Annotated in this window: 21 protein-coding genes and 5 pseudogenes; 8 read left to right on the top strand and 18 right to left on the bottom strand. The window is 61.0% G+C overall.

The genetic code is table 11. The features are described from left to right. Nucleotides 1-166: 166 nt before the first annotated feature. A complete protein-coding gene (locus tag ACJJVH_RS20150; RefSeq protein WP_412065922.1) occupies nt 167-1,231 on the bottom strand; it encodes a substrate-binding domain-containing protein in 1,065 nt (354 codons plus the stop codon). A 200-nt stretch (nt 1,232-1,431) separates the two neighbouring features. On the opposite strand from ACJJVH_RS20150, the gene ACJJVH_RS20145 reads away from it, so the two are divergent. The 5 genes from ACJJVH_RS20145 to ACJJVH_RS20125 are packed head-to-tail and all read left to right on the top strand — an operon-like array spanning nt 1,432 to nt 7,116. Then, nucleotides 1,432-2,715, top strand: a complete 1,284-nt coding sequence (locus tag ACJJVH_RS20145; protein WP_412065921.1) for an extracellular solute-binding protein — start codon at nt 1,432-1,434, stop codon at nt 2,713-2,715. Nucleotides 2,716-2,726: 11 nt separating this feature from the next. Continuing rightward, complete coding sequence (locus tag ACJJVH_RS20140; RefSeq protein ID WP_412065920.1) at nt 2,727-3,659, top strand: carbohydrate ABC transporter permease; 933 nt, start codon at nt 2,727-2,729, stop codon at nt 3,657-3,659. A 1-nt stretch (nt 3,660) separates the two neighbouring features. Next, nucleotides 3,661-4,518 (top strand): carbohydrate ABC transporter permease, encoded by an 858-nt coding sequence (locus ACJJVH_RS20135; RefSeq protein ID WP_412065919.1) that lies wholly within the window; start codon nt 3,661-3,663, stop codon nt 4,516-4,518. A gap of 4 nt (nt 4,519-4,522) precedes the next feature. After that, nucleotides 4,523-6,031: an argininosuccinate lyase gene (argH, locus tag ACJJVH_RS20130; RefSeq protein WP_412065918.1), complete on the top strand. Its 1,509-nt coding sequence runs from the start codon at nt 4,523-4,525 to the stop codon at nt 6,029-6,031. Beyond that, the gene (locus ACJJVH_RS20125) at nt 6,031-7,116 is read left to right on the top strand and encodes an ABC transporter ATP-binding protein (protein ID WP_412066242.1); all 1,086 of its coding nucleotides are present in this window, start codon (nt 6,031-6,033) and stop codon (nt 7,114-7,116) included. Before argH ends, ACJJVH_RS20125 begins: the two co-directional genes overlap by 1 nt. A gap of 1,209 nt (nt 7,117-8,325) precedes the next feature. Here the strand turns inward: ACJJVH_RS20125 and ACJJVH_RS20120 are convergent. The 3 genes from ACJJVH_RS20120 to ACJJVH_RS20110 all read right to left on the bottom strand — a co-directional run bounded on the left by ACJJVH_RS20120 (nt 8,326) and on the right by ACJJVH_RS20110 (nt 10,485). Continuing rightward, nucleotides 8,326-8,649 (bottom strand): hypothetical protein, encoded by a 324-nt coding sequence (locus tag ACJJVH_RS20120; protein ID WP_412065917.1) that lies wholly within the window; start codon nt 8,647-8,649, stop codon nt 8,326-8,328. A 267-nt stretch (nt 8,650-8,916) separates the two neighbouring features. Beyond that, on the bottom strand, nt 8,917-9,240 hold the full coding sequence (locus ACJJVH_RS20115; RefSeq protein ID WP_412065916.1) for a DUF736 domain-containing protein: 324 nt from the start codon (nt 9,238-9,240) through the stop codon (nt 8,917-8,919). A gap of 711 nt (nt 9,241-9,951) precedes the next feature. Continuing rightward, on the bottom strand, nt 9,952-10,485 hold the full coding sequence (locus ACJJVH_RS20110; RefSeq protein ID WP_113503700.1) for a hypothetical protein: 534 nt from the start codon (nt 10,483-10,485) through the stop codon (nt 9,952-9,954). Between the two features lie 307 nt (nt 10,486-10,792). On the opposite strand from ACJJVH_RS20110, the gene ACJJVH_RS20105 reads away from it, so the two are divergent. Then, nucleotides 10,793-11,047 (top strand): CopG family transcriptional regulator, encoded by a 255-nt coding sequence (locus ACJJVH_RS20105; protein ID WP_112804196.1) that lies wholly within the window; start codon nt 10,793-10,795, stop codon nt 11,045-11,047. 2 nt (nt 11,048-11,049) lie between these two features. Further along, complete coding sequence (locus ACJJVH_RS20100) at nt 11,050-11,421, top strand: type II toxin-antitoxin system RelE/ParE family toxin (RefSeq protein WP_412066241.1); 372 nt, start codon at nt 11,050-11,052, stop codon at nt 11,419-11,421. 57 nt (nt 11,422-11,478) lie between these two features. Here ACJJVH_RS20100 and ACJJVH_RS20095 read toward each other — a convergent pair whose 3' ends face one another. The 8 genes and pseudogenes from ACJJVH_RS20095 to ACJJVH_RS20060 all read right to left on the bottom strand — a co-directional run. Beyond that, on the bottom strand, nt 11,479-11,874 hold the full coding sequence (locus ACJJVH_RS20095; RefSeq protein WP_412065915.1) for a type II toxin-antitoxin system VapC family toxin: 396 nt from the start codon (nt 11,872-11,874) through the stop codon (nt 11,479-11,481). Continuing rightward, the gene (locus tag ACJJVH_RS20090; RefSeq protein WP_412065914.1) at nt 11,871-12,137 is read right to left on the bottom strand and encodes a type II toxin-antitoxin system Phd/YefM family antitoxin; all 267 of its coding nucleotides are present in this window, start codon (nt 12,135-12,137) and stop codon (nt 11,871-11,873) included. Before ACJJVH_RS20090 ends, ACJJVH_RS20095 begins: the two co-directional genes overlap by 4 nt. A 150-nt stretch (nt 12,138-12,287) precedes the next feature. Then, nucleotides 12,288-12,734 carry a transposase gene (locus ACJJVH_RS20085; RefSeq protein ID WP_412065913.1) on the bottom strand — a complete coding sequence of 149 codons (447 nt, stop codon included), beginning with the start codon at nt 12,732-12,734 and terminating at the stop codon, nt 12,288-12,290. Then, the gene (locus ACJJVH_RS20080) at nt 12,731-13,678 is read right to left on the bottom strand and encodes a transposase (RefSeq protein WP_412065912.1); all 948 of its coding nucleotides are present in this window, start codon (nt 13,676-13,678) and stop codon (nt 12,731-12,733) included. Before ACJJVH_RS20080 ends, ACJJVH_RS20085 begins: the two co-directional genes overlap by 4 nt. A gap of 103 nt (nt 13,679-13,781) precedes the next feature. Continuing rightward, entirely contained in the window at nt 13,782-14,402 is a 621-nt protein-coding gene (locus tag ACJJVH_RS20075) for a plasmid pRiA4b ORF-3 family protein (RefSeq protein ID WP_412065911.1), read from the bottom strand. A gap of 103 nt (nt 14,403-14,505) precedes the next feature. Beyond that, entirely contained in the window at nt 14,506-15,447 is a 942-nt protein-coding gene (locus ACJJVH_RS20070) for a DUF2493 domain-containing protein (RefSeq protein ID WP_412065910.1), read from the bottom strand. A 335-nt stretch (nt 15,448-15,782) separates the two neighbouring features. Further along, a pseudogene (locus ACJJVH_RS20065) lies at nt 15,783-16,804 on the bottom strand (toprim domain-containing protein). 13 nt (nt 16,805-16,817) lie between these two features. Further along, nucleotides 16,818-17,376, bottom strand: a pseudogene (locus ACJJVH_RS20060) (methylase); the annotation flags it as partial. Between the two features lie 192 nt (nt 17,377-17,568). On the opposite strand from ACJJVH_RS20060, the pseudogene ACJJVH_RS20055 reads away from it, so the two are divergent. Next, a pseudogene (locus ACJJVH_RS20055) lies at nt 17,569-18,787 on the top strand (ATP-binding protein). Nucleotides 18,788-18,839: 52 nt separating this feature from the next. Here ACJJVH_RS20055 and ACJJVH_RS20050 read toward each other — a convergent pair. The 6 genes and pseudogenes from ACJJVH_RS20050 to ACJJVH_RS20025 form a co-directional block, all read right to left on the bottom strand. Next, nucleotides 18,840-19,178 carry a hypothetical protein gene (locus ACJJVH_RS20050; protein WP_412065909.1) on the bottom strand — a complete coding sequence of 113 codons (339 nt, stop codon included), beginning with the start codon at nt 19,176-19,178 and terminating at the stop codon, nt 18,840-18,842. Between the two features lie 242 nt (nt 19,179-19,420). Continuing rightward, the gene (locus tag ACJJVH_RS20045; RefSeq protein ID WP_412065908.1) at nt 19,421-19,843 is read right to left on the bottom strand and encodes an antirestriction protein; all 423 of its coding nucleotides are present in this window, start codon (nt 19,841-19,843) and stop codon (nt 19,421-19,423) included. A 93-nt stretch (nt 19,844-19,936) separates the two neighbouring features. Beyond that, nucleotides 19,937-20,234 (bottom strand): annotated as a pseudogene (locus tag ACJJVH_RS20040) (hypothetical protein). Beyond that, nucleotides 20,231-20,499, bottom strand: a pseudogene (locus tag ACJJVH_RS20035) (DUF6117 family protein). Before ACJJVH_RS20035 ends, ACJJVH_RS20040 begins: the two co-directional pseudogenes overlap by 4 nt. Nucleotides 20,500-20,573: 74 nt before the next feature. Then, the gene (locus ACJJVH_RS20030; protein WP_412065907.1) at nt 20,574-21,137 is read right to left on the bottom strand and encodes a hypothetical protein; all 564 of its coding nucleotides are present in this window, start codon (nt 21,135-21,137) and stop codon (nt 20,574-20,576) included. 389 nt (nt 21,138-21,526) lie between these two features. Then, nucleotides 21,527-22,717 carry a DUF932 domain-containing protein gene (locus ACJJVH_RS20025; RefSeq protein ID WP_412065906.1) on the bottom strand — a complete coding sequence of 397 codons (1,191 nt, stop codon included), beginning with the start codon at nt 22,715-22,717 and terminating at the stop codon, nt 21,527-21,529. Nucleotides 22,718-23,003 lie beyond the last annotated feature (286 nt).

The raw sequence follows: 23,003 nt of genomic DNA, 5'->3' as shown, positions 1-23,003 counted from the left end.
CGATGTCCAGGATGGGGTGGAGGGCGGCTTGACCGCTTTAAATCCGTTGGCCGCCAAAGCAGCCGATTAATCAAATGTGCAGACGAATCGACCAGCCGAGACAAGACGCTTTCCTTGTCGCGATCTCACACGCCTGGAGCCGGTAGGATGTGGCTCGGCAATCAAGCTATGCCAGCCTCCTGGGGTGCCCAACAGAACTCCTAAGGATCAAATCCACCTCAGCGATCTCTCGAGTCTGCTCCTTGTCCCCCCCTGCTTCGACGAGATCGATGAGAATCTCGGCTAAATGTTCTCCTGCTTCGCGCACTGACCTGAAGGTGGACGTTAACGGCGGGTCGAAGTCGGCCGGCCGAATACCGCGAAGGTCATCATCGTGGCAGACAACGGAGATATCTCGCCCCACCTGAAGGCCGCGCTCAGCGACGGCTCTATAGACCCCCTGGGCCAAAAAGACCGATCCGCAGATAAATGCTGTTGGCGGATTATCGGAGGCGAGGAGGAGTGTGGAAAGATCATATCCCGCCTGTTCCGTCATCGGTGTCTCGAACATCATATCGGGGTCTGGAAGTCTTCCCCGCGCTTCAAGCGCCCGGCAATAGCCGGCACGTCGCGCATGTGCATAACGGAAACGTAGGAAGGAATTGAAAACCCCAATCCGCTCGTGCCCATAATCGAGCAACAAGTTCGCAAGCTTCTCGAACACTGCTGTGTTGTCGATATCGATGAAGGAATAGGGCAGATCCACGTCGCTGCGTCCATGCACGACGAAGGGAATTCCGATATCGCGCAGCAGTGAAATGCGCGGGTCATCGACGAGCGGACGGGTGATGATGATGCCGTCGACGATCTTCGAGGTCGCCAGCTTGCGAAGGACCTCCTGCTCGTTGTCGGAAAACGGCGTGAGCAGCAGGCTGTAGTTGCGGCGCGTGACCACGTCGCTGATGCCGGTCAGAACGTCGACGAAATTCGTCTGGGCGAGTTGCAGTCGTTCGAGCGGAAAAACGAGGCCGATCGCTTCGGTCCGGCCTGTGGCCAAACCGCGGGCACGGGCATTAGGACTGTAGCCCATTTTCTGCGCCGCGGCGACCACACGCGCCCTTGTCTTTTCAGGAATGGAGTGATGCGCGCTGAGCGCGCGGCTGATCGTCGACTGGGAAAGCTCCAGTTGCTCTGCCAGGGTTTTCAGATCCACCCTCTGGGCTTTACGCAAGGGCTTGCTCTGATCGTTCATTTTTTGCTCCCGTATGCGTAATTTCGTCATTCCGCAAGGAAGGTGCGGATTACCGATTTTAGAAGAGAAACAAACCAAATCAACATTTTAATGCGGCGATCTGGGCGATTTCGTCACTTGTTGACAAATCCCTCCGCTTCTGGCTTTTTACGCAAGCGCTTGCGTAGCGTTGCGGAGAGATTTCATAGGGAGGAAGGACGATGCTGCTCGCGTCGACTCGTGGTCTGTTTTCATCGGTAAAAATGCTGTCGGCCGGAGCGTTCGCGCTCGGCCTCCTCGCCGCCCAGCCGGCCGGCGCCGTCGAAATCGAATACTGGCAATATGTCTTCGAAAGCCGCGTCCAGGCGATGGACGAGCTGATCAAGGAATTCGAGGCGGAGAACCCGGATATCATCGTCAAGCAGGTGACATTCCCCTATGCCGACTACCAGACGCGCGTCGTCGCGGCGAAGGCCGCCGGCAAGGGGCCGGACGTGGTGCAGCTCTTCTACGGCTGGCTCGATAATTTCGTCGCTGGCGGGCTGATCCAGCCGCTTCCGAAGGACAAGTTCCCCGCCGCAGAGATCGAGAAGGATTTCTTCCCGATCGTTTCGGCGATGAAGCGCGGCTATAATTACTATGGCCTGCCTACGGCGGTGCGCTCCATGGCGCTATTCTACAACAAGAAACTGTTCAAGGCAGCCGGGCTCGACCCGAACAAACCACCGCAGACGCTGGACGAGATGGTCAAGGCTGCCAAGGCGACGACCAAGCAGGACGCCGCCGGCAACTTCCAGACGGTCGGCATGGCGCTCGATATCGCCCGGCAGGATCATAACTGGTGGCGCGAAATCCTCGTGCGCCAGTTCGGCGGCACGCCTTATTCCGACGATGGCGCAAAAGTCACCTATAATAGCGATGGCGGGCGCAAGGCGCTCGACTTCTATACCGGCCTTCAGACAGCCGAGAAGGTGGGCCAGGAAGGTTTCATGGACGAGGGTCAGGCGGCCTTCCGTGCCGGCCTTGCGGCCATGGTGGTCGATGGCACCTTCCGCCTCGCCTCGTTCAACACGATCTCCGGCTTCCAATGGGGTGTGACGGAACTGCCCGCTGCCGCAGATGGCACGCGCTCGAACTATGCCAGCTATTTTGCCAACGCGATCGGCGGCACCGCCAAGGGCGAGAAGCTGAAAGCGGCGGAAAAATTCCTTGCCTTCATCTCTTCCGAAAAGGCGATGAACGTCTGGTTGGAAAAAGTGGGTGAACTGCCGGCGCGCAAATCGGTGGCTCTTTCGGAAAAGAACCTTGCCGATCCGATTTATGGCCCCTTCATCCGTGGCCTCAATTATGCGCATACCACGCTTTTCGTCGATGAAGCCGCCCAGCGGCAGATCACCATCGACATGGTGAACTCGGTGCTGTTGCAGGGCCAATCGACCGCCGACGCCCTGAGCGCGGCAGCTGCAAAGGAGCAGCATCTCATTGACAAACGCAAGGCCAACTGAGGATCGAACCCATGTCGCTCAATCAAACGGCGGCCGGTGCGGGGCAAAAGCCCCGCGCCTGGGACCGCTTAACCATCTCGACCAAACAGATCGTATGGGCTTGGACCTTCCTTGCCGTGCCGATGCTGTTCTTCACCGTGGTCCGCTTCTATCCCACCGCGGAAGCCTTCTATCTTTCGCTGACGGACTGGGATTTCCTGCGCCCCGCAAGCTTCATCGGGCTTGAAAACTACAAGACGCTTCTCTCGGACCCGGTCTTCTGGCAGGTGTTCCGCAACACCTTCGCCTATCTCCTGATCGGCACGCCGATCAGCATCGTCTTGTCCTTCGTGATCGCCTACTATCTCGACCGCATCGAATTCGGCCACAGCTTCATTCGCGCGCTCTACTTTCTGCCGTTTCTCACCACAGCCGCCGCCATGGCCTGGGTCTGGCGCTGGTTCTACCAGCCGCCGCCGATCGGCGTCATCAACAGCCTGCTCGGCGCCTTCGGCATTAGCGCTCAGCCTTTCCTGCGCTCCGTCGACCAGGGCCTGCCGGCGATCATGGTCACGGCGATCTGGGCCGGCCTCGGCTTCCAGATCATCATTTTCCTGGCGGGTCTGCGGGCAATCCCCGCGACCTATCACGAGGCGGCGCGCGTCGATGGGCTCGGCGAGTTCACCATCCTGCGCAAGATCACCCTGCCGCTCCTGAAACCTACCACGGTCTTCCTCGTCGTCTTTTCGTCGATCGGCTTCCTGCGCATCTTCGACCAGGTCTACAACATGACGAGCAACGACCCCGGCGGGCCGCTCAACACCACCAAACCCCTCGTCCTGATGATCTACCAGACAGCCTTCTCGTCCTACCAGATGGGCTATGCCGCCGCGCAGACCGTCGTCCTGTTCCTCATCCTGTTTGCCATCTCGATGGGACAGCTCTGGATTTTGAGGAGCCGCTGACATGACCACAGCATCCGCATCCGCCACTACGGCGGCAGGCAAGTACCGCGTTCGCCCTGGGCTGATCGTCGCCTGGACGCTGCTCTTCATCGGCGGCGTCATCATGATCATGCCGCTGCTCTTCATGTTCTCGACCTCGCTGAAGTCGGCGGGCCAGGTCTATGACCTGCGCCTCATCCCGGCCGCCCCGACGCTCGACAACTATATCCGTGTGCTTTCGGATGGCCGTTTCGTCCGGTGGTTCCTGAATTCCAGCCTCATCGCCGTCATCGTCACCGCCTCCTGCCTGTTCTTCGACAGTCTGGTCGCCTACACGCTGGCGAAATTCAACTTCGCCGGCCGCAAGATCATTTTCCTTGCGATCCTCTCGACGCTGATGATCCCAACCGAGATGCTGGTCATCCCGTGGTATCTGATGTCCAGCAAGTTCGGCTGGCTCGACAGCTACTGGGGCATCATGTTCCCTGGCATGATGACGGCCTTCGGCGTCTTCCTCATGCGCCAATTCTTCAAGACCGTGCCGAACGATTTCCTGGAGGCCGCGCGCGTCGACGGGCTGAACGAGTTCCAGATCTGGTGGAAGATCGCCATGCCGCTGGTGACACCGGCGCTCTCGGCGCTTGCCATCTTCACCTTCCTCGGCAACTGGACGGCATTCTTCTGGCCGCTAATCGTGACCACCGACAAGGACCTTTACACCCTGCCGGTCGGGCTTTCGAGCTTCGCCGTCGAGCAATCCATACAATGGGAAATGATCATGACCGGGGCGGCCATCGCCACCATCCCGACGCTGCTCATCTTCCTCTTCTTCCAACGCTACATCGTTCGCGGCGTCATGCTCGGCGGCGTAAAGGGATAGAACCATGACAACACCTCAAGCCCGGGACCGGACGAAATTCCCCGATCCCGTCTACACGAGCACGGTGCTCAAGCCTTTGTTCGACGGTGCGAAACAGCACCACGCACGCGCCCTCCAGAAGGTCGACCGCGCCCATCTGGTGATGCTGGTGGAAACCGGCATCGTCCCCGCTGAACAGGGCGGCCGCATCGCGGCCGCGCTCGAAGCCATCGCCCACGAGATCGATCCGGAAACACTCACCTATACCGGCGAGGTCGAAGATTTCTTCTTCCTGATGGAGAAGGAACTGAAGGCGCGCGTCGGCCCCGATCTCGGTGGCCGGCTGCACACCGCCCGCTCGCGCAACGATATCGACCACACGCTGTTCAAGCTCGGCCTCAAGGAGCGCATCGACGCGCTGCTCGCAAAAAGCCGGGCACTGCTGGCCGCGCTGATCAAGACCGCCGAGCGGGACAAGGCGACGCTCATTGTCGCCTATACCCATGGCCAGCCGGCGCAGCCGAGCACTTACGGCCATTATCTCGGCGCGGTGATCGAGGTGCTGATCCGCGATATCGAACGCATGGAAGCTGCGCGCGGCATCGTCGACCGCTCCTCCATGGGAGCCGCGGCGATCACCACTTCGGGCTTTCCGATCGATCGCCACCGGGTCGCCCACCTGCTCGGCTTTTCCGGACCGTTGCAGAATTCCTATAGCTGCATCGCCGCCGTCGACTATATCACCTCGGTCTACGGCGCGCTGGAACTGATGTTCCTGCATCTCGGCCGCCCGGTCCAGGATTTCCAGTTCTGGTCGAGCTTCGAGGTCGGGCAACTCTACCTGCCGAACGCCTTCGTGCAGATCTCCTCGATCATGCCGCAGAAACGCAATCCGGTGCCCTTCGAGCATCTGCGCCATCTCGCCAGCCAGACGGTCGGGCGGGCGCGGGCCATGCTCGACGTCGTGCACAACACGCCCTTCACCGACATGAACGACAGCGAGGGTGAGACGCAGGAGATGGGCTACCAGGCGTTCGACGTCGCCGAGCGCGTGCTCGATCTGCTGGCCGCCGTAGTGAGCGCTGCCGAGATCGATCCGCGCCGGGTGGCGGTGAACCTGCGCCGCTCCTGCGTCACCATCACCGAGCTTGCCGACACCCTCGTTCGCCGGGAAGGCCTGTCCTTCCGACAAGCGCATGAGATCGCGGCGGTCGTCACCCGCAGTGTCGTGGCCATGGACGGAGATCTGCCGGCCGATGGCTATACGCCCTTCCTCAAGGCTTTCGAGGAAGCGATCGGCCGCGCGCCGGAGATCGATGCAAAGACGTTCGGAACGGTCGTTTCGGCGGAGAATTTCGTCGCCGTGCGCGAACGCTTCGGCGGACCGGGCGAAAAGGCGCTGGAGGCGGCGATTGCCGGCTACCGGCAGGATGCGGCCGCCCTTGCGGCGAGAGCGGAGACACGCGCGCAGCGGGAATCCGACGCGGCGAAGGAACTCGATCGGAAAATTGCCGAACTTGCGAGAGGTGCATGATGGCAAGCATTGAATTGAACAAGATCGTCAAGACATATGGCGGCGTCACGGCGGTCCACGGCATCGACCTGTCGATCGAGGACGGCGAATTTGTCGTCTTCGTCGGTCCATCCGGCTGCGGCAAGTCGACGACGCTCCGGATGATCGCCGGATTGGAGGATATCTCCGGCGGCGAGCTTCGGATCGGCGGAGAGGTCGTCAACCAGCGCGAGCCCAAGCAGCGCAACATTGCCATGGTCTTCCAGAATTATGCGATCTATCCGCATATGACCGTTGGGCAGAATATCGGCTTCGGCCTCTATACCTCGAAACTGAGCAAGGCCGAGAAGGATGCGCGCATCCTGGAAACTGCAAAGGTCCTGGGACTCGAAAGGCTGCTCGAGCGGCGTCCGGCCGCGCTTTCCGGCGGCCAGCGCCAGCGCGTCGCCATCGGCCGCGCCATGGTGCGCGATCCACAGGTATTCCTGTTCGACGAGCCGCTTTCCAATCTCGACGCGCAATTGCGCGGCCAGATGCGGCTGGAGATCAAGCAGCTTCACCAGCGCCTCAGCACGACCATCGTGTTCGTTACCCACGATCAGGTGGAGGCCATGTCGCTCGCCGACAGGATCGTCGTCATGCGCGACGGTCACATCCTGCAGGTCGGCGCGCCGATGGACCTCTATAACCGTCCCGGCGACATCTTTACCGCCCGTTTCATCGGCAGCCCGGAGATGAACATCATCGGCGCGACCTTGCGTGACGGGCGCGCGGACTTCGGCGTCAATGCCGGCGCTATCCGTTGGAACGCCGGCGGCGGCCTTCCGTCCGGCGGCGGACGCAAGGTCAGCATCGGCGTGCGACCGCAGGAACTGACGCTGACGACGGAGGACGACAACCAGGCCGCTTTCCTCATCGAGGGCACGGTACGCGTCGCCGAGCCGCACGGCTCGGAAACCTTCGTCCATCTCGATCTGCCCGAAGGTTCCTTGGTTGCCCGCGCGCCGTCCGAACGCGTCTACCGTCCTGGCGACAAGCTTAGCTTCGCCTCTGAAGGTAAGAGCGTGCGAATCTTCGATGCGGAGACCGAGAAGCTGCTGCATTGAAGTAGTAGACTGATATGAGACCTGCGAGCGATTTTCTCGCGGGTCTCCACAGACGCAAGTTGAACTTATCAGGCAACAGAAAAGCGTTGTGGAAGATTGCACGCTTGTGGCGTAGAAAGGACCTTCAGCATGATCGGCGGCCTGTCCGCGTCGGGAAGCCGCATCTGAATTCCTGCTTCTGCGATAATGGTACCTCCCGGTCGCCGAGCAATCACATCAAATGACCAGTTTTAGGTAAGCCGGGTTCGACCACAAATGGCCGCGATTAAGGTCGTAAGCGGTCGCGAATTCGGGATTGATCCGTGTCTGATCCGCACAGTGCCACTGGTTTGCTCGTTAACCGATTGGCTCAAGCGCTCGTTTACCGATCCGCCGATCCGCTCAATCGGTAAAGCACCTATTCGCCTATTCGCCTGAGGGCGGATGGACGCAATTGCCGATGCACGCATTTTCCCAGTGACCGAAACACTGATCGGCGAAATCGCTTATCCACCGATAACGCCAGCTGATTCTCACCACGGTTCTCACCGTGGCCGTAAGCCGCCTGCCACACGCTCAATGCTGGCATCCCACCCCTCTCCTAACGGCATGCTTGATCGCGTCAGCGGCAATCGCCCCCTGGGCGAAACGGCTATTGGTATACCAATAGCCTATCCTGCCATTTCTAACTGACCGGGCTGGGCCACCGTGCTATTCCTCCGGCGCCGCTCCCAAGCGATACGCCTGGAAGCGGCGCCTCGGGCACGGTGGCCCAGCCCGGTCAGTTAGAAATGCTGAAGCGAGCCGAGTCGTGAGCGGCCGGGATGTCCGTGACCGGAGGGAACGAGCATCGATGGCGCGCGAACGACGATGGCGAGCGCACCGCAGGAAAGGAGGATCGCCGGAAGCCGATGCCCGAAGCATGAGGGCGTAGCGCTAGGCGAACCTCCTTTCCGTCTTGTTTGGGGAAGTCGCGGCAGCGTCCGCCTACCGGCCCGAAAGGCCGGACGGGCGTCAGCCCGCACCGCAGGGAGAGGGGAGCTTGAGATGGGGTGGTTGCCGCCCCTCAGACGGCATCACAATGTGCCAAACGGTGGGGACGAAACCCCGAACCCAAGCAGAAGGACGGCAACCACCCCATCTCAAGACCGCGCGCAGGCTCGATGCCTGCAAGCGGTCAGGAGATCGGGGAAAAAAGACGAGAGGCGGTGGCCGCGTCTCGTCTGAAGCTCAGTCGGATTCAAGTTCCCGGATCACGGCCTTGACTGGCCATTGGCCGAAATGCGTCCGGCGCTGAGCGACAAGGATGTCGATCGCCGTTTCGTTGGCCTCGATCGCCCGGATCGCTTCGTCCATATCGTCGTATGGACCAAGATTCTCCACCGGTTCATAGTCCCCGTAGTCATCGTCCCAACGGCCGCGGATGTACATCGGCGCCCGCTCGACGCGCGCCAGTGCTCGTTCGGCCTCATGGATGAGATGGAAGCCATCGGTCCGCTGCCGCCAGTATTCCGGGCTGCCACCGTCGATGTATCTGATCTTGCGCTGTGTCACGAGAATCTCTCCTTCCGTTTTTCGATCTCTGACGGAAGGTGTCGGCGTTGTTGGCCATGCGGGGTCAAAGACGGCGCAAGCCGCCGCGGCGCGGCGAGCGGAGAAACCATGCGGTTTTGACGCGTGCCGTTCCGTCATGGCAGACTTGTCTTTCTGAGCAGACAGACTTTCCTCTCGTGGGGCACCCGGACATGCGGGCCGTTTCGCGCGATCGCGGCAGGAAGCACGCGAAGAAGCCGGCCCCTTGCGGGGCCGGTTCTGCTCGGCTTACTCCGGGTTGTTCCAGAGGAGCACCCTCTTGCCGTCTTCGCCGCCCGGCGCGGGAGCCAGGTTCCCGAAGATCACGCCGATCTCAGGCGCTTCCAACCGGATCGAGACATACTCTACCCCGCTGCGCGGCGAGATCCGGTTCCAGCCCGCGCCGATCTCGAACCCGGTGCGCTTGTTGATGACGCGGTAGTCCGGGGCGTCCTCGCGGGCCTTGTGGGCGTTGGGGAGGACGGCGATCGGGGCATTGATGCGGAGCGTTGCGAAGACGCCTTCCATCGAGCCGTCGGACTTGGTGGTGAGGTTTGCGATCGTGGATGCCATGGTAGTTCTCCTTCGGTTCCATCGGGACCGTTCCCGATGGCGGCAAAGGAGAGGGCTGACCTGCTGCGGTCAGCTCGGCGGAAAATTTTGCAAAATTCGGTTTTCCGCCAGAGGCGAACAAACCGAAATCGAATTTTGCAAAAATTTCTGTCGAGTCTTACCCCTTCAGGGGTTGGCCGCAAAAGCAGGCAGTCCTCTACAAAGTTGGCATCAATGGGAACGGGCCGGGTGGAACAGGAGGCGATGCGCGCCCTGGCGTCCCGACTTGCTGCCTCTCCGCCAGCGCCCAGACCTGCTCGTGGATGCGCCTTTGCCAATCGGTTCGCCCGCCATTGCCCTCGCCGCCCTTCCCGCACGACCACCCCGCGAGGGTGCTCCGGGCTGCCGCCGTCTTCGCAAGCGCCCCGACGTTCGCCGGCGCGGGCTGGGACTGGGTTGAGCTGTGCGGTGGGCCCGGTACGCCGCGTCCCGGATGGAGGCTTCGAGATCAACGTGATCTTCGACGTTGGTCCTGGCTCTCCGCGCCGGGCGGCGAAGACGGCAAGAAGACGATTTCTGCGCACGACACCGGCGTGTCCGAGCGGACTGGGCCCGCGAGGGCCGGCTTCCGCGCGGGCGGCGGAATGCCGTGACGATCATCGTGACAGGCTCTCGCGCGCAATTTGGCCGCCGGTCGCGGCCAAACACAAAGCCCACCGGACCGACGGCCGATCACCCGTTGGCGAGGATGCGTTCGTCCTCGGTCATGCGGGCATCGACCTGCCGCAGGACGTCCCGGCCAGCACTGCGCAGCATCTCGTGCCAGTCGGGAAGGCTGCGGAGCGTGAGATTCATACTGCGCATCGTGTCGTAGACGACGCAGGGCGCGCCGACGGCTGCGAGACGCAGCATGTTGAGGCATGTGCCCGGCGAGACGCCATCCCAGATCATCAGGCCGTAATCGGCGCGCCGGGCCATCTCCCGGTCCTTTTCGGCATGAAAGGCGTAGCCCTGCGCGCCGCCTGGCACGGGCCAGTGATAGGCTGCCCAGTCGCCGAGATTATTGCGCGGCTCGCTGCCGGCGTGGAAGACACCGACATGCTCATAGCCGTAGCCGGCGAGCAGGCTCTGCGCCTCCGCGTCAGCGCCGGGCGCATCGCCGACCAGCACGCCGTGCTCTGCGGCGATCATCGCACCTATGCGCGCTATCGCCGGCTCCGGCAGTTCGAATATGTCGCGTGATCCGCCTACGAATATCATCGCCATGATCGCTCTCCTTTTTCTACCAACAGCCCTACTCCTCTCCCGGCCCACCTCTCCTCTCTGAACGACCTGACCGGCGTGTGTGAACAGGCCGGCGCAGCCGGCTGGAGAGCGGCCTATCCTCCGGCTGCGTCGGGCCGGCGTGCGGCCGCTCCGGGATGTGAAGAAATCGGCTGGGGACAACTGCGCCGACCGCCCCTGTACGACGGGGTCTCCTGTCATTTCCTGCTAGGCCCAATGTCAAATATTGACATTGGGCCTTCGATCCGTGAGAATTCGAGGCAATTGAACCAACCAGGAGGGCGCGGCCATGACCAGCAGTCTGCATGTGAGTTTGCCCGATGAAATGCGCGCCTTCGTCGATAGGCGCGCGAACGGGAAGAACCAGTACACGACGCCGAGCGAATATGTGCGCGCGCTGATCCGCGAGGACATGGCGCGCGAAGAGGACCGGCTCTATGCGGTTCGCTCCCTGCTGCGGGCCGAGCAGGAATTCCGGCGCGGGGACATACTTCCCCTCTCCGCGCTGGATGAAATCGACGCGGAACTCGATAAAGAACTGTGAAAGTGACTCCTCGCATCCTGATCCTGCCGACAGCGATGGAGAACTACCGTCTGGCGGTGCGGGAAACGGCACGGAAATGGTCGCCGCAACAGGCAAAAGCCTATGGCCGCCGACTCCGGCAAGGCTTCGAGGAGATTCCCGAGGTCTATGCGCGCGTCCGCAACAGGAAAGACGAGCGCGTCGGTTCGTCGCTGTTCCGGCTCCACAAGATCGAGCACCATTACGCCGCCTATATCGCCGTGGACGAGACAACCTTCGTTATTGCCGCCGTCCTGCACGAGCGGATGGACATACCTGCGCAGTTGCTCACGGTCGAGCGATTGACCGATCGGGAATATGAAGCACTCATGGGCCGTCCTCGCCCGAAACCCTGAAAGCGCCTTCCCCTGGGCCGATCGCTCGGCTGAACGGCAACGCCGGCCGTGGGTCGGTCAGGCCGTAGGATCCGAGCAGGTCAAGTACGGCACATCGTACAACGGCACGTTCTGATCCTCGGAAACGAAATGCGCATCCTCAGCGATCGCCTGCGCCATCAGGAGGTGGTCAAACGGATCGCGATGGTGAATCGGCAGTGCGGCCAGCGCTACCAGATGGGCATCGGCGATGTCGAGACGCTGGAACCCCTGATCGGGGAGGATGTCGAGGATTTCGGCAATATCTGCATCGAGCTTACTGATACGTAGCTTTACGGTGATCTCCCATAGGGAAACTGCGCTGACGAGAACCTCGTTCGCGGAATCGCCGATCAGGCCGCGTGCACGGTCTCCCAGCTTCTCATCGTCATTCAGCCACCACAGCAGCGTGTGGGTATCGAGCAGAAGCCTCACGCCTCGTTTTCCATCGCCTTCAGGACGTCCGCAGGAAGAGCATCGAAATCATCAGCAAGCTTAATCTTGCCGCGCAATGCGCCGGGCTTGCGGACTGCGACCTCGGAGGACGGCGGTCCGATCTCCGCAACGACCTTGTGATGAGACGTCAGGACAAACCGTTGCCCTTCCTCGACTTGGCGCAGGAAGGATGTCAGGTTACCGCGAAATTCCCGCACGCCGACGCGGCGGGGAGAAGATGTGTTGTGTCGAGGTTCGGCCATTGCGTCGCTCCATTTCAGAGGAAATGTGTACACAATTCCTCTGAAATGCAAGGCTTGAGTTCGACCCGCATGAGGAAAACGGCGCTTCCCAGGCTGTGTCAAAACGTCTGTAATTCTGATCTGAGGCGCGAGCGTGAAGGCGCGTTCGGTTCACACCGGTCGCGCTTTCAGATTAAGGCAACGCATCAGGTTGAACGCGATCACCGACAGAGCCATTTCGGTGCTCGTCCCCTTGATGCCTCTGGTCAGAAACCGCCCCGTCATCATTCGCATTATCGTTCCGAACGGATGCTCAGCGGCACATCTGCGTAAACGCATCAGGTCAGGACTTGCAGCAACGCGCTCCGCCATCCGCTCAAGAGCATCTTCATGCTGGTGTCTGCTAACCCAGCGCCGTTCAGACTGCGTGCATTTCGGTTTCAGCCCACAATCCGTGCAATCCTGAGAGACATAAGTATAGCCGCTGCGGTTCAGGGGGCCCTTTCGGTTCAGGATTCGACCCGCAGGGCAGGTAAATTGATCGCGCGCTGCGTCATAAATAAAGCTGGAGCGATCGAACTGATTGCCGTCACCTCGATTATTGACGGAACGCTTCACCGGAACGCAAGCAATGATTCCGTCATCCTCGCAGGGGCCGCCGCGTTGCCGTTTGAGTATCCGGTATCGGCGACTACAGTCAGTTCTTCCAACTCCAGCAAATCCTTTGCGGCTTTCGCCATGGGATGTAGCATCCGCTGATCATTGACCTCATCGGTAACCGCGTGATGCAACACGATCCCCGTATCGGCATCCACCGCGATCTGCACATTGTATGACGGAGGTTTGCCGCCCCGACCGAAGCCCATTGGGCTCGCCTCCGGCTCACCCTGCACCACAAGGCGACGGTCGTCCTGATCCAGTCGTTTCGACAACCGCTCCAGCTCAGCATGTCGCTCCTTCAAAACATGCAGAGCATTTTCGACGGCGTTTCCAGCATCGGTGATTTCCCTGCTATCTTCGCCGTCAAGACGGTCGAGATAATCAGAGATCTGCTTGTCGAGTTTCTCTTGCTCTTCGCCGATGCGCGCCTTGTCGAGCACACGCAACGGACTTGCCGCCGCACGTATCTTCGAACCGTCGATCGCGACAAGGCGAGCTGTAAAAAGCCCTTGCGCATGGCAGAATATGACGAAGGCACGGCAAGTTCCGACGATCCCATCGCCATTGACGCGGCGAAAGTCGGCAATCGTCTTGTGGTCGGGAACCAACTTACCTACCAGCCACATGACTTCGACGTTTCGCCTGCATTCACGCTCGATACGGCGGGAGGAGCGAATCTCGTTCAGATACGTATAGAGATAGAGTTTGAGCAGATCGCACAGATCGTAGCCTGGTCGACCTGTCGGCGCAGGTGTTGACCGTTGGAAGCCCAATGCGGAAACATCAAGGTTCTCAACAAATGCGTCGATGACCCGCACTAGAGAATCCGCCTCAACATAATCATCGACCATCGCTGGCAGTAACGATGCCTGATACCGATTAATTCCTGCGATATATGCCATGCCCATCCCACCGCTTCAGATGGAAACCATAGCAGAATCTGAAGGATAGCGGCCAATTAATCTGCATCTCACCGCCTTGCGGCATGATTTTTACCGTTGTCGCTCAGTCACGCTTCTGACTTGGCTTTGGCTGATGCAATCGACGCTTCACGCTCGGTCGCAGGGCGTTGCGCACATCCTTGTCTGTCACAGCGAGATCGAACCATTCAGGGTCGAAATGCCCACCACACCACCGTTTGGTTTCGGCATGTTCGGGGTCTGCCTTATCTGACATGATTTCCAGGAAACGCTCGTATCCGGGCACGCCGCCGACATCTTCGGGCGGCCTGGCACGCGCCCCATCGATGCAACTCCCGTGTTTGGGTGTAACATCGAAGGCCCCGAATTCCTCGACTACGATCGTGTGGCGCCAGCTATCGCCGAAGTCGTAGAGATAACTGAAAGTGGCCCCCTCCTCGAAGTCGCGAAGATGGACGTCTCGGGAGTTGAATACACGAGGATCACCATCAAAGGCATCCTCGGTCAGTAATTCCACATCGCCATAGCGCAATCCACCGATCCGGAACTCGTGAAGGTGGTAATTCCACCAATTGAAAGCCGCCTGGATGGCAAGGTGCAGTTCATCGAGATTCCAACTCGCCGGCAAAACCAGCCGACGCCAGATCTCCGGCTCGATCTTATCGAGCGATACATGAATTTGCACGGCGTTGATGGCTTTGAACATGCTGTAAATGAACAAGCGGATCAGAAAAGATCAAGTCAAAGCCATCGGCCTATTTGCAGAAAACGCCATGCGGAGAAACCGCATGGCGTTTTGACACAGCCTGTCACGCGCCGTCTCCTTTCAGTTCCCAGACGGTGATGCCGAAGCGGCGGGCCTTGTCGCGAAGGTTGTCGGTAATGCCGGAGCCGGGAAAGATGATAACGCCGGTCGGCATCACGGAGAGCATCTCATCGTTGCGACGGAACGGAGCGGCCTTGGCGTGCCGGTTCCAGTTCGGCTTGAAGGCCACCTGCGTGACGCCGCGGGCTTCGGCCCAGCACGCTGCGATGCGCTCTGCGCCCTTGGGCGAGCCGCCGTGCAGCAACACCATGTCGGGGTGTTTCGCGTGCACCTTGTCGAGCACAGCCCAGATCCGGTCGTGATCGTTGCAGTCCATACCGCCGCCAAAGGCGATCTTCGTGCCGGCGGGGATCATCACCGAGGTCTCGGCGTGCCGGCGAGCGGCGAGGAAATCCCGGCTATCGATCATCGCCGCGGTCATATTGGCGTGGTTGACTTTCGACCCGGTTCGGGGGCGCCATGCCGATCCGGTCTGTGCCTCGAACAAGTCGGCGGCGAAGTCGCGCATGAACTCGAAGGCGTTGCGACGTTCGAGGAGCGTGATGCCTTCGGCGATGTGGCGCTCGAGCTCGACGCTCTTCACCTCGGAGCCGTCCTGCTCGCTTTGCCCGGCACGCTGCGCATCCTCGTTACGCTGCAATTCGCGCTGGATGCGCTCCCCGGCGCGGTGGAAGAGGTTGACCGTCGACCAGAGCACGTCTTCGAGATCGGGTTCTAGCCGCGTGTCGCCGAGCATCTCGAACATGGCGTCGAAGATTGCGGTCAGCGCCGACTGGACCTGCGGCTCCTCGGGCAGCGGACGCGGATCGGGTTCATCCTGCAAGGGGCGATGGCCGTAGAGCTGCATTTCGTAGATGAACCGGTCGGTGGGAGAAGAGGTGAGATGGGGCTCGAAACCGCCGTCGGGGGAAAGGGAAAGGTTCATGGTGGTCTCCTTCGGTTGGGGCCGCGCCTCCCGCGGCCTGACGGCGATCCCTTCCATATGGCGACGGACCGGAACCGCGGCGCCCCGTGTCGCGGCCCAGCGCAGCGCCGGGCGGCGGAAGGAAGGTTTCTTGGCCATCGCGAGGAATGACGGGCCGCCCCGCGGCCTGTCAGGGGAAGAAACCTGACTGACCCGCTGAAGGCCCGCCCGCCGTATGGTAAGGGTCGCCTCTCAGCAGGCCCGCGGGCGCGCGCCGCACCGCAGCGGGGACAGCGGCGAACCGCCTCCTTCTCCGGCCCGCGCGCGGCTCCGCAGGCCCACCCCCGCCGACCGGATCACGCAGGCAGGAAGGCCAGCGCGTCTTCAGACGCAAGCTGCGCCCGGATATGCGCACTGAGCCGGCCCGGTCCAAGCTGGCGCAGATCCTCGTTGAAGTCGCCGAGTTCCGGGGCGAGAACGAGCGGCAGGATGCCGAGCGCGCGGGCGCGGCGGCTCAGGCCTTCGATCCCATGCCGGCCGGCCGCGTCAGCGTCGGCGGCGATATAGAGACGCAGGCATCCGGCGGAGAAGCGAAAGGCGGCGAGGTGATTGGCCGTCAGCGCCGAGACCATCGGCATGCTCGGCATCACATGCGCAATCGACAGCATGCTTTCGAGCCCTTCGCCAGCCACCATGACCGGCACACCGTCATGGATCGGGAAGCGGAAGCGAACGGCGTTACCCAGCAGCCCGCCAAGAGCCCTGCGCGGGTCTTCGATTTTCGCCTTGCCGTCGCCGTCCGGATCGAGCCAGGTACGATGGACGCCGGTGATCGCGCCGAACGGGTCGGTCACCGCGGCGATCAGCGCCGGATAGCTGGTCGTTCGCCCGGTCACGATATCCCGGTAATAGCAGTTCGGGTGGAAGCCCAGGGCCGTATGCAGCGCTGGCGTAGATAGTCATCGGCGAGCGTGCCGGCCAGAGGCTGCGTCATACGGAACAGGCGTCGCGCCCGTTCCGCGGCCGGCCGATCTTCCGGGGCGTCGCCCCTGCGGGACGACGCCGGGTGGGGTTGGATCGGATCGGGCTGGGGAAGACTGAGGAAATGCCGGGCCTCGTCGGCAATGTCGCGGAAATCGACAAGACCGCAGGTTTCGCGAACGAGATCAAGCAGGTCACCGAACTGCCCGGTCGCCGCATCGGTCCAGCGACCGGCACGAACGCCGGTCAGATGCACATAGAGCGACTTGCCCTTGTTGTTGGCGACGTCGCCAACGATCCAGTAGTTGCCGACCCGGCGGCCGGCGGAAAGGTAATGGCGGCAGACCGCCTCGGCATCCTGTGCGAGACGGGCCGCCAGTTCGGAGGCGGATAGCATGGGAAAACCTCCGTCACGACCGGCTGACGACGTCGATCAGCTGATGGCGCCGTATCAGGCGGCTGAGAATCGCCGGTCCTTCTTCCGTGGTTGGCACGAAGAGACGAAGCTTCCAGGCGATCATCTCGGAAAAAAGCCCGATGGACCGCAGCCAATCGCGCATGCCGACGCTGAAACCGGTCAGTTCGACGCGATAGTCGTTCATCACCCGGACGCGGCGCAACGTCATGTTGCCGGCAAGGCCGACGATCGAGGATCCGTCGAGCACCGCTTTCCACGCCTGCTCGGTGCTAAGCACCTGCGACCGGTCGATACCGAAGTTGTTGCAAAGCCGGGTCAGGCCGGCGGACGATCAGGCGGCCAACGATGCGCTCCCCTTCGTCGGTCTGCAGCCGGTAGACGCGGCAATAATCCTGCGGCAGCAGGAGGCCGTTGACGACATGGAAGGTCGAGGTCGAGAATTCCGGTACGCCGGCGACCTCCGTCTCCCATGCCGCCGCGAAAATGCACTCGTCGACTTCCTCCCAGTTCGTCTCTTCGAGTTGCCGCATCTCAAGGCGCAATTCGTCCAGCCGCTCCTTCCCGCCCCCCTCTGCCTCTTCGATATCCGGCCGATATGCCCGAATGCCCGCTGCGGGCGGAACGCGGTTGAATGCACGGTTCGTACAGCTTCCGGATTGCGGATTGGCTGGTTCCAATCAACAGTCTGCTAACTTCCAATTATCATGCTCTATAGTTCCAATTTTCGAAGAATCGGAATGAGCATGTACAAACGGTTCGTGGAGCGCCGGGCAGAGGAAGCCCTGTCGGATACCCCCGTGGTCCTGATCGTCGGTCCGCGGCGATCGGGCAAGACCACGCTGGTGCGGAAGATGGACGAGGCAGGCCGCAGCTACATCACGCTGGATGACCAGACGGTCCTCGCTGCCGCCCAGTCCGATCCCGTCGGCTTCATCCGCGGTCTTGACCGGGCCATCATCGATGAGATCCAGCGCGCCCGACCTCCTGCTGGCGATCAAGAAGACGGTGGACGAGGACTATCGCCCCGGCCGTTTTCTGCTGACGGGCTCCGCCAACGTGCTCACTTTGCCGCGTGTTGCCGACAGCCTGGCGGGCCGCATGGAAACGATCCATATGTTGCCGCTCGCCCGGGCGGAGATCGAGGGCACTGCGTCGACCTTTCTGGAACGCCTGTTCGATGGAAAGCTGCAGAGTGACCGAAAGGCGATCGTCGGTGACGATCTCGTGAAGCTCGTGTTGCTCGGCGGGTTTCCGGAGGCGGTCGCAAGAGAAAGCGAGCGGCGGCGTCAGGACTGGGCCAGATCCTACCTGACGTCAGTTCTGACGCGCGACCTGCGAGACATCGCCGATGTCGAGAAGCTGACCGAGCTCCCGAAGTTCGTGCGGCTGCTTGCCGAGCATTCGGGGCAATTGGTCAACTACTCGCGGTTTGGATCGAGCATCAACGTCAGCCACAAGACCGGACAACGATATGTCGGCCTCCTGGAACAGGTCTTCCTGATCGCCACCGTACAGCCCTGGTACATCAATGCGCTGAAGCGGATCGCCAAGACGCCGAAACTGCACTTCATCGATTCCGGCGTGCTGGCTGCGACCCGAGGACTGACCGTTGACAGGGTGAAGGCGGATCGCGGTGTTTTCGGGGCTTTGCTGGAGAGTTTTGTGTTTTCCGAAATCCTGAAGCTCATGACGGGCTCGGATCTGCGGCTGGCCCCTTACCATTTCCGGGACCAACAGATGCGTGAGGTGGACATCGTGCTTGAACGAGACGACGGCATGATCGCGGGGATCGAAATAAAAGCGAGCGCCACGGTCAGGGCGAGCGACTTTGGAGGACTGAAGACGCTTGCGGAAGCTTGCGGGGAGAAGTTCGCCTTCGGTGTCATCTTCTATGACAGCACCGATGTGGTTCCCTTCGGCGACCGGTTTGCCGCAGCTCCGCTCTCCTGCCTATGGCGATGACCGTTCCACGGTCAATGCCTTGTTTCGGCCATGCCGACGACATGCAGGGTTCTTATCCGCATGACATCTCTTCCCGCAAACGGAGGTCGGCATACGCTAGTCTAACCTCACCAGCGTCGGGATCGCCGTCCGGGAGATAGACGAGAACGCGACTGGCGATGAAGACCTGTAGCGTGCTCTCGCAGTTGCGCGTCGACGCGTGGAATGCTTCGAACAGCTCACGTCTCCTCAGATGGATCGAGTTCACCGGTCCCGTGTCCGTGAGCAGGACAAGGCCATCTTCCGTTTGGCTGCATTCGAGAACGCAGGACAGAACCAGCAGTTCAAGCGGTGTGATGTTGGCGCTCGGCAGCGCCGGATAGGTGATAATCTGCATTTCGAGATTGGTCATCGGTCTGCCTTTTCAGATATGAAAAAGCCCCGTGCGATCCGGGTTAGGTTGAAGGGACGAACGATCTGCTGCGCGTCGGCATGGCGCCGAAGCATTTCGCGACAGAAGCGTTTTCGCGCCTTCCGCTTCGCCGGATCGCGTCGGGCTGGCCGCGCGAGCCTGCGGCGCGCGGCGCGGATGGCAGCCCAGTTGCTGGCCACCATGAAACAGCGCCCCACCGAAGGGCGGAACGCGTGCGAGGTTCAGTCGATGGCCTGGAATATTTCGGACGCCTCTGAATGGCCGTCGAGATTGTCGCGAAGGCGGTGGAAGCCTTCCACCAGGAGGCCGGCTTCGAACTGGAAGGAGAGGTGCGAAAGCGTGAACATCGTGGCGATGATGCCTGCGGCCTCCGCCGAGACCTCGCCACGAAATTCAGTCAAGTCGCTCTCGATCCGGTAACGCGGCCTGGACGTCGGCGCGAGGAACAGCGGCTGACCGTCTCGCTCGTAGAAGTTCCAGAAGCCGCCGCGATAGTCGTAGGGGCTGAGCCGCTCCATGATTGTATAGACAGCGGCCTCGGCAATGATGAAGAGCCGATGGCCGAACAGTGTCGGCAGGAATTTCTCGCGGCGATGATCCGGAACGAGGGTTGCAAAATGAGAAGTAGCGACTTGCGTGGTCATGGGGCTGTTCTCCAGAGAGCGAGAAAGGGCAGGCCCGGACGGCGCTCTCTTTTCGCCCGTCCGAACCATCCCGGCCCCAAAATCCTCTTCCTCTCAGTCCCAAAGGCCGTCCGCGACCTCGCGCGTGAGCATGGCCTGCGCCTTCATCATCACGTCGTCACCAGACGTGTCGATATGCCCATAGAACCGCGCGGGGGGACAATTCTCGGTCCAATCGGCATAGTAGCAGTAGGTCCGCTCCGTGAGCCGAAAGGCCCTCATGTCGGATGCCCAATGCGGCTTCGGTTCCACGACGACGGTGACGGCGCCGCGCCGTCTCCTCCCACGGAAGCGAATGCGTAGCGGGCGGATTGTTGCGATCGTCGGCGAGGATCTCGTCGATCGTCATCATGATGCGCCTCCATCTTTGGAGTTCTCGTGGAAGCCAGCCGGATCGTCGGGGTTGGGCGGCAGATAGGCGTCGTAGGGATTGCCATCGGCGAGATGACCGAACGGCGTCATAACGATATCGCCGTCATCTGCCCAGCCTACGGCGCAGACGACATAGCGACGCTCGCGGTGACGGCATCCAGGCACCCCATGAGCGCGAGATTGCCGTCGCCGGCGGCGCGCAGCAGCGTGTTGAAATTCGTGCGGGCATAGTCGGGGATAGCCATTGGTCTCCTCCTAAGACGAGAAAAGCCCGGCGTGATGGCCGGGCATTGTTTTGGGCATGCTTTCGTGGGATGGTTTACGCCGCGAGCGGAAGTGCTGCGCGAACGGCGTTCCGCCAAAACGGATCGACCAGTCGGCCGGCAAGCACACTCGCTTGAAAGCGCAGGTTTTCCGCTGTGCTGAAATTGTCCCAGCCCGCCTCAAACGAGGCTACAGCACGCAAACGCACGACTTCCGCGATAACGTCACTTGCCTCCTCGTCCGAATGGACCGGAGGGCACCATCGCACAGTCTCTCCGCTGAAATCACCAACAAGGGCCAGCCGCTGTTCATCGTCGAGAACGGTGAACAGGCGTGGCGTGAAGCTCAGAGCGCCATCGGAATCGGAACCGAGATCGTTCCTGGCAATCCTCTCCTGAACGATATCGATAACCTCTTCGATCGTTTCGCACTCGTCCATGACCAAGCTGTGCTCAACGCAATATGTGCCGAAAACTGGATCGTCCTCCGAATATTCGGTGACCCCCGAGCATATGATGCGAAGGGGCGAAGCCCCCATGTCCGAGACGACGGAAACGAAATTCGGATGGCGGCGCCCATTGAGAAAGAGCGAGAGAAACTTGCGAAGGATATTGGTCATGCGGGTTCTCCATGACGGGTATCGGGAGCCTCTCTCCCGAATTTCAAACCCGCCAGCGAAAAATAGACCGCGCGCTCCCTCTTGCCGGTTGCCCCAACGCTGGTGGTCGAATTGAGGCTGGACAAATCTACAACAATACACGGCAGTTAGCGAAAATGAAAAAGTCCGGTCGGACTGGTCAATTGGAATCTTTGGTAACATCACGTCTCGCGGAGACGAAACATAAGCGTCCTCAGCACCTTCATCGCCTCTTGTCAGGGAGGCAGACGGCGGGAAAATCTTCCGATAGGGAGGATCGCCAAGCATATCGACACCTCTGCGGAAAGGGCAATGCCGTCGGCAGAATTGAACCGCGCGACGGCATGGGAATGATTGAGGACTTTCGAGCGTCAGGCCACGCTTTGGAGCAATTTCTTCGCCTTACCTTCAAGTTCGAGACGGGCGTCCTGGTTGGCCTTGTCGCGCGCGAGCGCCGTGATCCCTTGCACGAAGTCAAAGATGGACTCAGGCGGGTGATGTTCCTCGGACAGAACCGTATCGATGATCTTGCCGGTCTCCACTTTCGAAAAGCCGCGGCGCCGTAGCAAAGTGTTACGATCCTCGTCGTTGCGGGCGACAATGCGTTCTCGCGCGGCACGGATCCCGGCGATAAAGGGCGCGGGCGAGGAATTGGCGAAACTCGTTAGCGCCGGAGCTGCCTCGTGAGCGAAACGATCAGCCGCGAATTTGGAGTGCCGGATGGTGATTTCCTCGAAATTTTCCGAGCCCCAAATGTTCCGATTAGCGCAAACGGCGCGGAGGTAAAAGCTTGCGATTCCAAGGGTCTTGCTGCCAACTTCACTGTTCCAGCAATAAAACCCACGAAAATAAAGATCGGGCTCGCCATTGGGCAGGCGACCGGCTTCAATGGGGTGGGTATCGTCGACCAGAAATATGAAAACGTCCCTGTCGGATGCGTAGAGCGTGGTAGTATCCTTCGAGATGTCGACAAAGGGATTGTGGGTCATGCTCGCCCAATCGAGGAGGCCCGGTACTTTCCAGATGGTGTCGCCGGTTCCATTGCCGGCGATCTTCATGACGGCCGACACGAGTTCGTGGTCCCAGATCCTGCCGTATTCAGGGCCGGTCACCGCCCGTAGTTCGAGGCGGCCATCGTCCATCTCAAGCGTTTTCACCAATTCCGCACGGTGATTGAGGAGACCGTGCTGGAGATTGATCGCAGCGAGCGGTGCAGGCAACTGGCGCATATAGGTTGCCGGCGCGCCGACCAGGCTGCAAAGCTGCCCGTAGCTCCAATGCGTGGGTGCCAGCGCCTGGCGTTCGCCGGGCACGACAAGGGAAAGGCGTTCGGCATTGTCTCGGGTGGCTTCGACGCGGATCGCTGAACTCTCAACGGTGCGGACATGAGCGCGGTCGGCTCGCGATCTGACGGCCTGGTGAAGCTCGCTGAGCGACAGGTAACGTTCGTCATCAGGGCGAGAGGACCATTCGGACGACACGCGACCGATGCGCTCGCCTCGTGAAATATCGACCCGGTAGCCAGCGGATACGGGCCGGGATTGGGAAATCATCGTGTTCATGATCAGGGTCTCCTGAAACGAAAGAGCCCGGATGCCGCCTGCGACAACTGGGCTGGTGAGGTGGATTGCGGATTGGCCTCGTGGCGGGGACGAGTTGGGTGCTGAGAGACGGATGGAAGCGGAATATCCTCTCTCCGGTCCGCCAACGCCCCTCCGTCGGCCCCCCCTGTACCTCCTATAGCCCCGCCCCGCCCCCATTACTCCGGTGGCCCTCTTTTCTGTCTAGAGATATCGTCCTGTCGGCGATGATTCATTGCATTTCTTGGCAGTCTTATTGTGGGTTGGA

This window comes from Rhizobium sp. SYY.PMSO, from assembly GCF_046840415.1.
Taxonomy (GTDB): domain Bacteria; phylum Pseudomonadota; class Alphaproteobacteria; order Rhizobiales; family Rhizobiaceae; genus Rhizobium.
This window is presented reverse-complemented; position numbering and strand designations above follow the sequence as displayed.

Bases quoted from the DNA above. Each gene is read 5' to 3' on its own strand.
- ACJJVH_RS20115 (WP_412065916.1), bottom strand. From the start codon at position 9,240: ATGGCATCCACGATCGCAAACCTCACCACCAAGTCCGACGGCTCGATG.
- ACJJVH_RS20080 (WP_412065912.1), bottom strand. From the start codon at position 13,678: ATGGCATATATCGCAGGAATTAATCGGTATCAGGCATCGTTACTGCCA.
- ACJJVH_RS20090 (WP_412065914.1), bottom strand. From the start codon at position 12,137: ATGGCCGAACCTCGACACAACACATCTTCTCCCCGCCGCGTCGGCGTG.
- ACJJVH_RS20045 (WP_412065908.1), bottom strand. From the start codon at position 19,843: ATGACCACGCAAGTCGCTACTTCTCATTTTGCAACCCTCGTTCCGGAT.
- ACJJVH_RS20030 (WP_412065907.1), bottom strand. From the start codon at position 21,137: ATGACCAATATCCTTCGCAAGTTTCTCTCGCTCTTTCTCAATGGGCGC.
- ACJJVH_RS20135 (WP_412065919.1), top strand. From the start codon at position 3,661: ATGACCACAGCATCCGCATCCGCCACTACGGCGGCAGGCAAGTACCGC.
- ACJJVH_RS20070 (WP_412065910.1), bottom strand. From the start codon at position 15,447: ATGAACCTTTCCCTTTCCCCCGACGGCGGTTTCGAGCCCCATCTCACC.
- ACJJVH_RS20150 (WP_412065922.1), bottom strand. From the start codon at position 1,231: ATGAACGATCAGAGCAAGCCCTTGCGTAAAGCCCAGAGGGTGGATCTG.
- ACJJVH_RS20050 (WP_412065909.1), bottom strand. From the start codon at position 19,178: ATGACCAATCTCGAAATGCAGATTATCACCTATCCGGCGCTGCCGAGC.
- ACJJVH_RS20125 (WP_412066242.1), top strand. From the start codon at position 6,031: ATGGCAAGCATTGAATTGAACAAGATCGTCAAGACATATGGCGGCGTC.
- ACJJVH_RS20105 (WP_112804196.1), top strand. From the start codon at position 10,793: ATGACCAGCAGTCTGCATGTGAGTTTGCCCGATGAAATGCGCGCCTTC.
- ACJJVH_RS20145 (WP_412065921.1), top strand. From the start codon at position 1,432: ATGCTGCTCGCGTCGACTCGTGGTCTGTTTTCATCGGTAAAAATGCTG.
- ACJJVH_RS20025 (WP_412065906.1), bottom strand. From the start codon at position 22,717: ATGAACACGATGATTTCCCAATCCCGGCCCGTATCCGCTGGCTACCGG.
- ACJJVH_RS20140 (WP_412065920.1), top strand. From the start codon at position 2,727: ATGTCGCTCAATCAAACGGCGGCCGGTGCGGGGCAAAAGCCCCGCGCC.
- ACJJVH_RS20110 (WP_113503700.1), bottom strand. From the start codon at position 10,485: ATGGCGATGATATTCGTAGGCGGATCACGCGACATATTCGAACTGCCG.
- argH (WP_412065918.1), top strand. From the start codon at position 4,523: ATGACAACACCTCAAGCCCGGGACCGGACGAAATTCCCCGATCCCGTC.
- ACJJVH_RS20075 (WP_412065911.1), bottom strand. From the start codon at position 14,402: ATGTTCAAAGCCATCAACGCCGTGCAAATTCATGTATCGCTCGATAAG.